The sequence below is a fragment of the Rhodococcus sp. IC4_135 genome, from assembly GCF_011602025.1.
In the GTDB taxonomy this organism is placed as follows: Bacteria; Actinomycetota; Actinomycetes; order Mycobacteriales; family Mycobacteriaceae; genus Rhodococcus_F; species Rhodococcus_F baikonurensis.
This window is the reverse complement of record NZ_JAAOLG010000002.1, coordinates 435,494-448,756: the sequence shown is the minus strand read 5'-3', so window position 1 is coordinate 448,756 and position 13,263 is coordinate 435,494. Positions and strand designations below refer to the sequence as shown.

Below are 13,263 nucleotides of genomic sequence, written 5' to 3'. Positions count from 1 at the left end.
GAGATGTTCTACGACGACGATGCCGATCTGTCGATCATTCAGGGCCGCAAGGTTGCTGTGATCGGCTACGGAAGCCAGGGCCACGCCCATTCGCTGAGCCTGCGCGACTCGGGCGTCGATGTGCGCATCGGCCTCAAGGAGGGCTCCAAGTCCCGCGAAAAGGCACAGGAGCAGGGACTGACGGTCGGTACGCCGGCCGAGGTTTCCGAGTGGGCCGACGTCATCATGGTGCTCGCACCTGACACCGCTCAGGCGAGCATTTTCACAAACGACATCGAGCCGAACCTCAAGGACGGCGACGCGCTGTTCTTCGGTCACGGCCTGAACATTCACTTCGACCTGATCAAGGCTCCGGAGTTCGTCACCGTCGGTATGGTCGCTCCCAAGGGACCCGGCCACCTGGTGCGTCGTCAGTTCGTCGACGGCAAGGGCGTTCCCGCGCTCATCGCCATCGACCAGGATCCCAAGGGTGAAGGCCAGGCTCTCGCTCTGTCCTACGCCAAGGGCATCGGCGGAACCCGCGCAGGCGTCATCAAGACCACGTTCAAGGAAGAGACCGAGACGGACCTCTTCGGCGAGCAGGCTGTGCTGTGCGGCGGCACCGAGGAACTGGTCAAGACCGGTTTCGAGGTCATGGTCGAGGCCGGCTACGCACCCGAGATGGCGTACTTCGAGGTTCTGCACGAGCTCAAGCTCATCGTCGACCTCATGTACGAGGGTGGCATCGCCCGCATGAACTACTCGGTGTCCGACACCGCTGAGTTCGGTGGATACCTCTCCGGCCCGCGCGTCATCGACGCTGGCACCAAGGAGCGCATGAAGGCGATCCTGGCCGACATCCAGTCCGGCGAGTTCACCCGTCGTCTGGTTGCCAACGTCGAGAACGGCAACACCGAGCTCGAGGGCCTGCGCAAGGCCAACGCCGAGCACCCCATCGAGGTCACCGGCAAGAAGCTGCGCGACCTGATGAGCTGGGTCGATCGTCCGATCACCGAAACGGCGTAATTAAGCTGTTTCGGCGCAAGCTGATTCGCTGGCCCGGTACCGCATTGCGGTACCGGGCCAGCGTCGTTTGGTGGGATCGGTAGTCTGTGTGAAAATCCCTCCGACCCCATCGTCATGTCGCCAAATTCTTTGGCTAGTTCTCCTATATTGTCCTCCCAAGATAGTGAATTCTTCTTGAATCAGGATGGATATGGCGAGCGACTGGAAATTCGAAGTTCCGACAACGGGAAGCAAGGTTCTCCCTCCAGACGCGCGGTATATGGAGGCGTTGAGTAGCCAGGGTTACGGCTTCGATGTTGCGATCGCCGACTTGGTCGATAATTCGATCGACGCGGGCGCGAAGGACGTCGTCATACACTTCGTCCGCGAAGGTGATCGATTAGTCAGCTTGTTGGTTATCGACGACGGTGACGGCATGACCGAAGAGCAATTGGATGTCGCAATGACCGTTGGTGGGCGTCGTGATTATCAAGACCAAGCTCTCGGCATGTTTGGGACGGGATTAAAATCAGCGTCGCTGAGTCATGCGTCGTCCGTGACAGTCGTAAGCAAGACTCGCACTACGCGGCCAGTTGGACGACGATGGATGATGTCGCGCGCAGTTGCCGGCTTCGAGTGTGACATTGTCGAACTGGACTACGCGCAGAGTTTGATCGACCGATACAACGGATGCCCGATCGTGTGGAACGGAACAGTGATCCGGTGGGATGGGGTCAAGAACTTCCCAAGCTCGGGCGGCGGTGGTCAGACGGATCGATATCTTCACCGTACGATCAACAAACTGGCCCTTCATCTGGGTCTCTATTTCCATCGTTTTCTGGCAAAGGATGGATTTAACATCACCATCGCTGTTGAGGACGTGGTGACGGGTACCGAGTACATGAACTTCGGCGTGGTTGCGCTTGACCCATTCGGATATCCGGTTTCTGGTAATCCGGATTATCCGCGTTCGTTCACCGCGCAGGTTCCCTCCAGCGGTGAAATTGAGTTCGAAGCTCACATATGGGTACCGAAATCAACGCGCGACGAGTACAAAGCTGTGGGGTCGGTGATGGAACGGCAGGGATTCTATTTCTATCGGCACAACCGGCTCGTGCAGGGTGGCGGTTGGAATAATTTCCGTCAACCCGATCAGCATCTTGCCCTCGCGCGAGTCGTGATTGACTTGCCTCCGGGGTCAGGCGACGCTTTCCGGCTAAGTGTGAAGAAGGAGGGTGTCGAGATGTCTCCGGAAGTTGTTGCAGCTCTCGAGACCGCCACCAGTGCCGACGGCACGGTGTTCACTCAGTACGTCGCCGATGCAGAGACGGTATACCGTGAGGCACGGAAACGTTCGGGGCAGACCCGAAAGGCCGTAATCGGGCCAGGCAAGGGAATCGACGCGAGTGTCCGAGAGACGATAGAGGATGAGTTGCCGTTGCTTGTCGGTGAAGAACCGATCTCAGTTCGATGGCAGTCCCTTGAGAACAGCGTCTTCTTCGAGATTGACCGAGAAAATCGGGCGATCTTGCTCAACCAGTTCTATCGGGCCGCACTCTTGGGTGGTCGTCGTGGCACGCTGAATGATGCTCCGCTTGTGAAGTCACTCATGTATCTCATGCTCCATCAGTTGTTCGAGAAGGAATACAGCGGACCGCGAGAGAAGGACAACCTGCAATTGTGGCAGGCAGTGCTGGTTTCAGCGGCGCGGGCGGAGTTGGACCGGATGACCGAGAATGACTGACAAAGCTACTCCCGGCGTTTTGGAGTGGTCGACAGTGGAGCATTACCTCGCTGAACGACTGGCTGCGAGCTATCGGCTGTCGCAAGTAGCGTCGCATCCGATCGTGACATATGAAATAGGCGACGATGGGCAGGAAGTCGCCCTTTGCGTGGAGCTTGAGCGTTCGCAGCAAGCGCCAAGCACACGGCTTCCGGCGATTCACGTCGATCGCATCTTGCATCGTGGCCTTCGTATGGCACGGATCCGTACGACTCAATCGGAACTGACGCGCGACTTTCATGACCTGGCATTATCGATCTCGAATCGCATTGTCATCGAAGGGTATTCACTGGACCGAGCGTTCAACGAGACGATTCGGTCATGGAGTGCCCTCTTGGATCCCGGCCAGGCGGCAACTGCGAAGCGCCGGATTGGACTGCATGGAGAAATCGCGGTTTTGATGGCAGTTGGCGAGCGTTTCGGGTGGCGTTTGGCCGTTGAATCGTGGACCGGTCCGAAGAGCGAGGAGCATGACTTTGTGCTGCCTGACTTCGATCTCGAGGTCAAAACCACAACGTCGGAGCGACGTGTTCACACCATCCATGGAATTGGGCAGCTCGATTCGTCTCCAGGGCGTCCGCTATCGCTGATCTCGATACGAATGACGCGCGGCGGAGCGGTGGGTCGGACGCTTGCACAGTCGATCACAGCTGTTCAAACAGCACTGGCGTCCGAGGGCGTCGAGGTACAGGCTAAATTTGCGCGAGCTCTAAGTGAAAGTGGTTGGACGGACGGTTCATCAGCGGACGAGCGCTGGATCTTAAGGGACGAACCATTGGTTCTTGATTCAAAAGATGTTCCTTGCGTCGATTTTGCGGGAGTGCCTGATAAATTTCGGGACCGAATTCTCGCAATGCGCTACGACATTGACGTGACTGGTATCGAGCAACAGACCGATCCACCTGTCGATCTTAAAGACCTCCACCTACCCTGACTGACGAGGACTTGTAAATGAACGATATCGATCAGATTCGAATTGATCTTCACACCGCGGCGCTGGCTGACATGGATGCCAGTCGGCCGAAGAAACTTTTGCGTGCCTTGGCGTACCAAGCGGAGGAACTCTCCCCGACTGTCGAGAATCTTGTATCTGAAGAGGATTTTTGTATAACACTGAAGTCAGCGCAGTCAGTTGATCCGATTATCGAGAAATGGCGCCGACAGCTAACTCGATGGGATTTTATTAACAATCCAATCTGGTCGAAGTCCGAGTCTCGCACCGATTCTCGGCGCAAGGAAATCTATGACTATCTGGGATTGAGTGAGGACACCCGGACCTTGCTCAGCCAGTTAATTCCGATCGCAACAATTGACCGACCTGTGGTTGTTAGCGAGGAGTTCGAGCCCTGGTACCTGCCAGATACCACACACAGTGACGGGTGGTACTGGACAGCGTACCGGAAGCTCCTGCTTGACAAAGGCTGGTCCAACGAGGCGGTCGCTAGCCTCGATGAGGCTTCGAATCAAGTTGTGGAGCGACTGGCGAATCCAACCAATGTTGACACCTACCAGTCCAAGGGTTTGGTCGTTGGCTATGTTCAGTCCGGCAAGACGGCTAATTTTACCGGTGTTATATCGAAAGCGGTGGATGCGGGCTACAGGTTGGTAATTGTTCTAGGTGGCACACTGAACGTGTTGCGCCGGCAGACTCAACGCCGCCTCGACATGGAACTAGTCGGTCGGGAAAATATCTTGCGCGGAACTAATGAATATGAATCCGACTACGCCGATGATCCAGCCTGGAGCCAGGATAAGTTCCTAAAGTTTGGCGAGAGGCCTTCGGTGCTCGGGGCGTTCGATATCATTCGAATGACGACGCGGGAAAAGGACTACGAGGCACTGCTGCAGGGCATCGAAGCATTAGAGGTTGAGAAGAAGGACCGCTCGCTACCGCTGTATGATCCCAAGAACCTTCACTCCTCTTCGGTTCGGTTGATGGTTGTCAAGAAGAATAAAGATGTTCTGACGAAGCTCGTCAAGGACCTCAGACGGCTAACTACACCTTTGTCTGAAATTCCCGTGCTGATTATAGACGACGAATCTGACGAAGCGTCGGTTAATACTTCAAACTTGGCGAAACCTAACGCTGAGCGCACCGCCATAAATGTTAAAATCGGCGAGTTGCTAAAAATGTTACCACGCGCGCAGTATGTTGGCTACACCGCAACTCCATTCGCCAATGTTTTCATTGATCCAAGCGATGCAGAGGATATTTTTCCGAAGGACTTCATTCTTTCGTTGCCTCGGCCGATCGGTTATATGGGCGCACGGGACTTTCACGATTTAGACTCGGCAATTCCTGCCCGAGATCGCACAATCTTCAACTCGAATGAGAAGGCTCATGTTCGGGACATTGTCACGCTCGATGACGAAGATGACGACTGCCTGCAAAAAGCGATGGATATGTTTGTATTGTCCGCCGCAGTTAAGCTGTATCGTGAGGCAGAGGGTGGTTTAGGTGATGGACATTTCCCGCATCACACGATGCTCATTCATGAATCCAGGCTTACGGACGATCATCGGGAGTTATTGGGTCGGGTGTCTAAGTTGTGGTGGAATTCCGGCTACACGAGTGCTGGCGGACATGCTAGGCTTCGTGAACTTTTCGACACCGACATGTCTCCGGTATCTGTCGCTCGATCAGGGGCGCACGCAATTCCGAAGTCGTATGACGAGTTACTGAAGTATGTCGGTCCGGCCGCCTTCCGTATTGGTGGTGACCTTAAGCCAATCATTGTTGTTAACGGTGATAAGTATCTTGATACTGGCGATGCGGACTTTGACAAGCGCTCGATCTGGAAAATTCTCATCGGTGGACAGAAGCTGTCACGTGGGTTCACTGTCGAGGGTTTGACGGTGACGTATTTTCGTCGTAATGCCACCTCAGTGTCCGCATTGATGCAGATGGGACGTTGGTTCGGGTTCCGTGAAGGCTACCAAGATCTCGTTCGACTTTACCTCGGTCGTGAGGAAACAGTAGGCAAGAAGAGCGTTGATCTTTATGAGTCTTTCGAAGCTATCTGCCTCGACGAAGAGAGTTTCCGCTCGGAGTTAGCGCGGTACTCGCAGATGGAGGACGGCCGAGCGCTGATAACACCTGCGCAGGTGCCGCCGCTGGTCTCGCAGCATCTTCCTTCGTTAAAGCCGACCAGTGTAAACAAGATGTACAACGCGCAGTTGGTTGAAATGGCGAGTCCGGGGGAGTGGCGGGAGTTGACTGCATATCCCAAGAAAGTGACGGACCTCCGTGTCAACACGGCGTTGTGGACACCCATTCTGGAATCGTTGTCGTCTTTGTCCTCGCCGATCAAGATCGAGACGTCGAATGTCGAGTCCGATGAAGAAACGGTCGCTCTAGGGTTTTCGGCCTTGGCGGGCCGGATTGGCAGTGACCAGATTCTTGAGGTTTTCCACAGTTTGCGGTGGTGGGCACCCTCCCAGTTCTTGCCGCATCTCGCATACCTACGTGGAATTACGGATAGTGGGCTTGTAGATGATTGGCTCGTCCTGGCTCCCCAACATAATGCTGTGAAATCAGGCAACGGGTCAGCGCAGGTTGCGGACTGGGGTACCAAACATTCATATTCGTATTTCTCACGAGACCGACGACGAGACCCCTTGTTTGGGGCCATCAGCGACCCGAAGCATCGTCCAGGTCCGGTAAAGATTGCGCACAACAAGGTGAAGTGGGCAGAAGGTGACACGTCTCGAACTGGCGTGGTGGTGATCTACCCAATCCTGGAACAGTTGAATAGGCCGGAGCGTGGTTCAGTTAATAACCTAGATCCCGGCAAGGTTGTTATGGCTTTCTCCTTCGTTCCACCGTTGACAGCCCGTCGAGGTGCCGAACCACTACGGTTCACCACGCTCGACTCGTCAAGTCGTCGACCGATCATCGACGTTGTACCGGGCTGAGTGAGGCCGGTTGGGGGCGGCTTCGGACGTGCCAGGTGGGTTGGCGGCCCGAGGCAGCCACGTAAGCGGTCAAGCAGCCAAGTTAGCGATTCAAATTGTGTCGCTTGGGGCCACTAGTATCTGCTCACATGTCACCGAGTGCAGCCCCGCCGCCGTTCCAGACAGCACAGATGGTGGATCTATTCGCAGGCCCTGGCGGGTTGGATGTCGCAGCGCGATGGCTGGGCGTACCGGTCGTCGGGATCGAGTGGGATCCGAACGCTTGCGAGACACGAGCAAACGCTGGCTTACTGACTCAGCCCGGTGATGTTCGCGATTTTGGGCCGGAGTTATTTCCCGGAGCTCGGTATCTTGCGGGTGGGCCGCCATGCCAGACCTTCACGGTTGCGGGTTCGGGAGCTGGTCGGAAGGCTCTCGATCGGGTAGTCGGCTTCATCAAGCGCATGGCGTCCGACGAGGATGTTTCGGACGACGTTGGTGAATTAGATGATGAGAGGACAGGCTTGGTTCTGGAGCCCCTGCGGTGGGCTTTGAAGGCGAATGAACTTGGTCGACCCTATGAGGTGATTGTGCTCGAACAGGTGCCAGCGGTATTGCCTGTTTGGGAGGCGATGGGTGAGGCGCTTGAGGGATTCGGGTATTCGTCCAAATGTGAGGTGCTGCATACGGAGGAGTTCGGAGTTCCACAGACCAGGCGACGAGCGGTTCTCGTGGCGCGCAAGATCGGCAAGCCGAAGCTTCCTGAAGCGACGCATCGCCGATACAAACGAGGTGCTGAGCGCAGCGAAGGAACGCCAGGTTTATTGGAGTGGCAGACGATGGGCGATGCACTCGGCGAGCGTGGGCAGTTCGTAGTGATATCCAATTACGGCAGTGGGGGCGTTTCGACTGCTCGTGGGCGGCGCACCTCCGAGCAACCAGCGTTCACGGTTACCGGGAAAGTCTCACGGAATCGAGTCACATCACCGCAAGGCGTCGAAACGCGCCGGTTCAGCCATTCGGAGGCAGGTCGGTTGCAGACATTCCCGCCTGATTACCCGTGGTCCGGTCGAGACATTGCTCAGCAGATTGGGAATGCGATACCACCCCGGTTGGCTGCCCACGTACTCGCCTCGGCGTTGTTCGACGGCAAACTCGAGGACGAGTCACTGACGGCCGCTACTGATAGTTCATGGAAAGCGCACAGTGAGATGACACCCACTCTGGTCCCGATTCCGCTGTAGCCGTTTGCGATTCGACGTACCGCTGGCCGGGGAATCGCAGTTTCGGTTGTTCGCTCGTCCGCGAAACCGTTGTCGATACGAGGATGGACCGAGCAAAAGCCATAGCCCACATCCTGTCGAGAATTCGCCCTCGAAAGTGTCCACTATGTGGTATTGCCTACCGCGTTGTGGATTCGAAGTCAGCGCGCACTAAACTATCGGTGGTTAAACCACCTTCACACCCACCTAATCAGGGAGTTTGCACGTGAGCCAGCCTGGCCGTCCCGTTGTTCTGATCGCCGACAAGCTCGCGCCGTCCACAGTCGAGGCGCTCGGTGACGGTGTGGAGGTGCGTTGGGTCGACGGACCTGACCGCCCGGCGCTGCTCGCCGCGGTACCCGAGGCCGACGCGATTCTCGTTCGTTCCGCCACCACCGTCGACGCCGAGGTTCTGGCCGCCGGCACCAAGCTGAAGATCATCGGCCGCGCCGGTGTCGGCCTGGACAACGTCGAGATCCCCGCAGCCACCGAGCGCGGCGTGATGGTCGTCAACGCACCGACCTCCAACATTCACTCCGCTGCCGAGCACGCTGTCGCGCTCCTCATGTCGACCGCTCGCCAGATTCCCGCAGCAGACAAGACCCTGCGTGAGAACACCTGGAAGCGAAGCAAGTTCAACGGTGTCGAGATCCTCGGTAAGACCGTCGGTGTCGTCGGACTCGGCCGTATCGGCCAGCTCTTCGCGCAGCGTCTCGCCGCGTTCGAGACCACCATCATCGCGTACGACCCCTACCTGCCCGCAGCGCGCGCAGCGCAGCTCGGCATCGAACTGGTCACCATCGACGAGCTCGTCGAGCGCGCCGACTTCATCTCCGTGCACCTGCCCAAGACCAAGGAAACGGCCGGCCTGATCAACGCCGAGCGCCTGGCCAAGGCCAAGGACGGCGTCATCATCGTCAACGCCGCCCGCGGTGGTCTGATCGACGAAGATGCGCTTTACGACGCACTGGTCTCCGGCAAGGTCCGCGGCGCCGGCCTCGACGTGTTCAGCACCGAGCCGTGCACCGATTCCAAGCTCTTCGAGCTCGACAACGTCGTTGTCACCCCGCACCTCGGCGCATCGACGTCCGAGGCTCAGGACCGCGCAGGCATCGACGTGGCCAAGAGCGTTCTCCTCGCTCTGGCAGGCGAATTCGTTCCCGAGGCTGTCAACGTCTCCGGCGGACCCGTCGGCGAAGAAGTTGCTCCGTGGCTCGAGCTGGTCCGCAAGCTCGGTCTCCTCGCGGCGACGCTGTCGCCTGAAGCTGTCCAGACCGTGCAGGTTGTCGCCACCGGCGAGCTGTCGGCCGAAACCGTCGACATCCTCGGCCTGGCTGCACTGCGCGGCGTGTTCTCCGCCAGCAGCGACGAGGCCGTCACGTTCGTCAACGCTCCGGCACTTGCCGAGCAGCGTGGCGTGACCGTGTCGGTCGAGAAGCACTCCGAGGCACTGGCTCATCGCAGCGCGGTCGAGGTTCGTGCAGTTGCGGCTGACGGCACGGTCACGTCGGTCACGGGCGCACTCACCGGCCTGCAGCAGGTCGAGAAGATCGTCAACATCAACGGACGCAGCTTCGACCTGCGCGCCGAGGGTCACAACATCGTCGTCCACTACAGCGATCGCCCGGGCGTTCTCGGTGTGCTCGGTACCGTTCTCGGTAACGCTGGCGTCGACATCCTGGCTGCAGCACTGAGCCAGGACGCCGAAGGCGAAGGCGCAACGGTCATCCTGCGTGTCGACCGCGTCGTCGGTGACACCGAGGTCGAGGCAATCGTCTCGCAGCTCGACGCTCGCGTCGCCCAGGTCGACCTTTCCTGATTGTTTTTGCTGTGCGCCTTTATTAACCGCCCGCGGTTAATAAAGGCGCACAGTTCTACTGAGATGAGGACTTCATGAAGCTTGCGGTCATTCCGGGCGACGGAATCGGTGTCGAGGTCACAGCCGAAGCACTCAAGGTGCTCGGCAAGTTGGTTCCGGATCTGGAAACCACCGAATACGATCTCGGTGCCCGTCGCTACAACGCCACCGGCGAATTGCTCCCGGCGGACGAGCTGGACCAGATCCGTCAACACGACGCAATCCTGTTGGGCGCCATCGGTGACCCGCGGATCGTCGCGCCTGGCATCCTCGAGCGTGGTCTGCTGCTGAACATGCGTTTCCAGCTCGATCATCACGTGAATCTTCGCCCCGCTCAGCTGTATCCGGGTGCGCTGTCGCCGTTGGCGGCCCAGCCTGAGATCGACTTCGTCGTGGTTCGTGAAGGCACCGAAGGCCCGTACACCGGTAACGGTGGCGCCATCCGCGTCGGCACCGATCACGAGATCGCGACCGAGGTGTCGATCAACACGTGGTTCGGCGCCGAGCGTGTTGTTCGTTATGCATTTGCGTTGGCGCAGACACGTTCCAAGCACCTCACACTGATCCACAAGACCAACGTGCTTTCCAACGCGGGCGCGATCTGGACACGTGCGATCGAGACCGTCGGAGCCGAGTACCCGGACGTCGAAACCGCGTACTGCCACATCGATGCTGCCACCATCTACATGGTCACCGACCCGTCGCGCTTCGACGTCATCGTCACGGACAACCTCTTCGGTGACATCATCACCGACCTCGCCGGCGCGGTGACCGGTGGAATCGGTTTGGCCGCAAGCGGAAACATCGACGCGTCGGGGGCCAACCCCTCGATGTTCGAGCCCGTTCACGGTAGTGCCCCGGACATCGCCGGCAAGGGAATCGCAGATCCCACCGCCGCGATCCTCTCGGCCGCACTGCTTCTTCGCCATCTCGGGCGCGAGGACGACGCCGCTCGGGTGGAGGCTGTGGTCGCTGCTGACCTGGCTACCCGCGGCAAAGGCCCCATCTCCACGACGGAGATCGGCGACCGGATCACCGCAGCGCTGTAAGGATTTCTTTCACGAGACTGACGCGCGTAAGCCTTTCGGCTTGCGCGCGTCAGTCGTTTCCGACACCCCGATAGACTGGCCGGCATGCGTCTTGGTCGAATTGCCAGTCCCGATGGTGTTGCGTTCGTCAGTATCGAAGGTGAAGAGGATGCTCTCGTCGCCAAGGAAATTGCGGAGCACCCGTTCGGGAACCCTACATTTACCGGCCGAAGTTGGCCGCTCGCCGATGTTCGTCTGCTGGCTCCGATTCTCGCCAGCAAGGTGATCTGCATCGGCAAGAATTATGCAGATCACATCGCGGAGATGGGCGGCGAAGCCCCCGCGGATCCCGTGATCTTCCTCAAGCCCAATACGTCCATCGTCGGCCCGGGTGCCCCGATCGTCTTGCCTCCCACCTCCAACGAGGTGCACTTCGAGGGTGAACTCGCGGTAGTCATCGGTCAACCGTGCAAGGACGTTCCGGCGGCAAAGGCGTTGAGCGTGGTTCTCGGCTACACGATCGCCAACGACGTGTCGGCACGAGATCATCAGCGTCACGACGGGCAGTGGACGCGCGCGAAGGGGCACGACACCTTCTGCCCACTCGGTCCGTGGATCGAGACCAGCCTGGATGCGTCCGACGTCGACATCAAGACCGAGGTGAACGGTCAGGTCAAGCAGGACAGCAGCACCGCATTCCTACTTCACGACATTCCGAAGATCATCGAGTGGATCTCGGCGGTGATGACCCTCCTGCCCGGCGACGTCATCCTCACCGGCACCCCCGCCGGAGTGGGCCCGATCGTCGACGGTGATTCGGTGTCGGTCACGGTCTCGGGGATCGGCACGCTCACCAACCCGGTGACCGCCAAGAAGTGATCTAACCCGGTTCTTTCAGTCATGTGACTACGGAGGCCCCATCCCAACTGGATGGGGCCTCCGTCGTGGTGTGAGTCGAGAGGTGTCTGTCGAAGAAAAGTTGCAAGATAGTAACTATCGCCGGGGGATTGATGGGGATTACCTTTCGGATCGAGATGATCAGGCCCTGGGACTGACCTGCGAGTTTTGTGAGCCAGGCGAAGCTTCGCCACTGATCCTCCTGGCGTTATGTCTGAATTGATCAGGTTGGGAGGGTTCGCCCCTCGGTTTGCTGCCACGGCCCGTAACAGACCAAATTCCCTGAAATGTAACGCTGAGCAGTAGGGTGACCGATAACTGGATAGAAGCCGATGGGGCAATCGAGTGGATTGCGCAGAAACGTGGTGATACATGACGACCTTCGCGGAAGCCTCCCGGTCAGCGACAGGGGAAGCACGAAACGGGCAGCGGCCCGTGTGGCGAGACAAGAAGCGCTACCTGTGGCCGTTGGGTTTGCTGGTTCCTCTCAGTCCGTTCGCTGCGTGGTTCCTGGTCGACAAATTCAGCCTTGGGCTCTTCTGGGCCATCGGGGCCTGGCTCATCGTGATCGTCATTCCCCTCATCGATCTCCTGGCCGGCGAAGACGGGAACAGCCCGCCGGACGAAGCGATTCCGCATCTGCAGGAGGATCGTTTCTACCGCTGGTGCACGTATCTGTTCCTGCCCCTCCAATACGTCGGTCTCGTGTTCGTCGCCTGGTGCTGGGTGAACGCGCCGATGGCGGCGGGGGAGAAGTTCGCGCTCGCGATGACCGCCGGCGTGGTTGCCGGTGTGGGGATCAACGCGGCACATGAATTGGGGCACAAGAGCGAAAAGCTCGAGAAGTGGCTCGCGAAAGTAGCGCTGGCGCAGTCCTTCTACGGCCATTTCTACGTCGAGCACAACCATGGTCACCACGTCCGTGTTGCGACGCCGGAGGATCCTGCCAGTTCGCGATACAAGGAGAATTTCTGGTTCTTCTTGCCGCGCAGTGTCATCGGCGGCCTGCGCTCGGGATGGCGGATCGAAAGCGCTCGTCTGAAGCGTCAAGGGAGGCGGACCTGGAGTTACCGTAACAACATCCTGAACGCGTGGGCGATGAGTGTCGTGTTGTTCGGCAGTTTGATCGCAGTGTTCGGGTGGGAAATCGCACCGTGGTTGGCCGTTCAGGCTATTGCCGGTTTCACATTCCTCGAGACCGCGAACTATCTCGAGCATTACGGATTGCTTCGTGCCAAGAGGCCTGACGGCTCGTACGTTCGCTGCTCTCCTGAGGACAGTTGGAACAGCGACCACGTCGTCAGCAACCTTTTCCTCTATCAACTTCAGCGTCACAGCGACCATCACGCGAATCCGCGTCTGCGGTACCAGAGCCTGCGAAGTGCGGCCGAAGCTCCGCAACTTCCAGCGGGTTACGCGGTCATGATCGTGTGCGCCTGGGTGCCGCCGCTGTGGCGAAAGGTGATGGACAAGCGCCTACTTGCCTACTACGACGGTGACATGACGCGAATCAACGTCCTACCGGGTAGGTGATCGGGGGCGTGGAGGAAGCGCTAC

Annotated in this window: 9 protein-coding genes and 1 pseudogene; all 10 read left to right on the top strand. The window is 58.6% G+C overall.

Annotated elements, in window-relative coordinates:
• Positions 1–3: 3 nt before the first annotated feature.
• Entirely contained in the window at positions 4–1,005 is a 1,002-nt protein-coding gene (gene ilvC, locus G8767_RS06915) for a ketol-acid reductoisomerase (RefSeq protein ID WP_206029073.1), read from the top strand.
• A 190-nt stretch (positions 1,006–1,195) separates the two neighbouring features.
• Positions 1,196–2,728 carry an ATP-binding protein gene (locus G8767_RS06910; protein ID WP_166809687.1) on the top strand — a complete coding sequence of 511 codons (1,533 nt, stop codon included), beginning with the start codon at positions 1,196–1,198 and terminating at the stop codon, positions 2,726–2,728.
• On the top strand, positions 2,721–3,701 hold the full coding sequence (locus tag G8767_RS06905; protein ID WP_166809686.1) for a PD-(D/E)XK motif protein: 981 nt from the start codon (positions 2,721–2,723) through the stop codon (positions 3,699–3,701). The genes G8767_RS06910 and G8767_RS06905 overlap by 8 nt, the downstream gene beginning before the upstream one ends.
• Positions 3,702–3,718: 17 nt before the next feature.
• A complete protein-coding gene (locus G8767_RS06900) occupies positions 3,719–6,682 on the top strand; it encodes a Z1 domain-containing protein (RefSeq protein WP_166809685.1) in 2,964 nt (987 codons plus the stop codon).
• A 128-nt stretch (positions 6,683–6,810) separates the two neighbouring features.
• A pseudogene (locus G8767_RS35705) lies at positions 6,811–7,074 on the top strand (DNA cytosine methyltransferase); the annotation flags it as partial.
• A gap of 219 nt (positions 7,075–7,293) precedes the next feature.
• Positions 7,294–7,905: a DNA cytosine methyltransferase gene (locus G8767_RS35700; RefSeq protein ID WP_240951996.1), complete on the top strand. Its 612-nt coding sequence runs from the start codon at positions 7,294–7,296 to the stop codon at positions 7,903–7,905.
• A gap of 244 nt (positions 7,906–8,149) precedes the next feature.
• A complete protein-coding gene (gene serA / locus G8767_RS06890; RefSeq protein WP_124566328.1) occupies positions 8,150–9,742 on the top strand; it encodes a phosphoglycerate dehydrogenase in 1,593 nt (530 codons plus the stop codon).
• A gap of 74 nt (positions 9,743–9,816) precedes the next feature.
• Complete coding sequence (locus G8767_RS06885) at positions 9,817–10,830, top strand: 3-isopropylmalate dehydrogenase (protein WP_166809683.1); 1,014 nt, start codon at positions 9,817–9,819, stop codon at positions 10,828–10,830.
• An 84-nt stretch (positions 10,831–10,914) separates the two neighbouring features.
• Complete coding sequence (locus G8767_RS06880) at positions 10,915–11,688, top strand: fumarylacetoacetate hydrolase family protein (protein WP_095969206.1); 774 nt, start codon at positions 10,915–10,917, stop codon at positions 11,686–11,688.
• Between the two features lie 390 nt (positions 11,689–12,078).
• Positions 12,079–13,239, top strand: a complete 1,161-nt coding sequence (locus tag G8767_RS06875) for an alkane 1-monooxygenase (protein ID WP_095969207.1) — start codon at positions 12,079–12,081, stop codon at positions 13,237–13,239.
• Positions 13,240–13,263 lie beyond the last annotated feature (24 nt).

Excerpts from the sequence above, each read along its gene's own strand:
- G8767_RS06905 (WP_166809686.1), top strand. The coding sequence starts at position 2,721 with ATGACTGACAAAGCTACTCCCGGCGTTTTGGAGTGGTCGACAGTGGAG.
- G8767_RS35700 (WP_240951996.1), top strand. The coding sequence starts at position 7,294 with ATGGGTGAGGCGCTTGAGGGATTCGGGTATTCGTCCAAATGTGAGGTG.
- ilvC (WP_206029073.1), top strand. The coding sequence starts at position 4 with ATGTTCTACGACGACGATGCCGATCTGTCGATCATTCAGGGCCGCAAG.
- G8767_RS06875 (WP_095969207.1), top strand. The coding sequence starts at position 12,079 with ATGACGACCTTCGCGGAAGCCTCCCGGTCAGCGACAGGGGAAGCACGA.
- G8767_RS06910 (WP_166809687.1), top strand. The coding sequence starts at position 1,196 with ATGGCGAGCGACTGGAAATTCGAAGTTCCGACAACGGGAAGCAAGGTT.
- G8767_RS06900 (WP_166809685.1), top strand. The coding sequence starts at position 3,719 with ATGAACGATATCGATCAGATTCGAATTGATCTTCACACCGCGGCGCTG.
- G8767_RS06880 (WP_095969206.1), top strand. The coding sequence starts at position 10,915 with ATGCGTCTTGGTCGAATTGCCAGTCCCGATGGTGTTGCGTTCGTCAGT.
- G8767_RS06885 (WP_166809683.1), top strand. The coding sequence starts at position 9,817 with ATGAAGCTTGCGGTCATTCCGGGCGACGGAATCGGTGTCGAGGTCACA.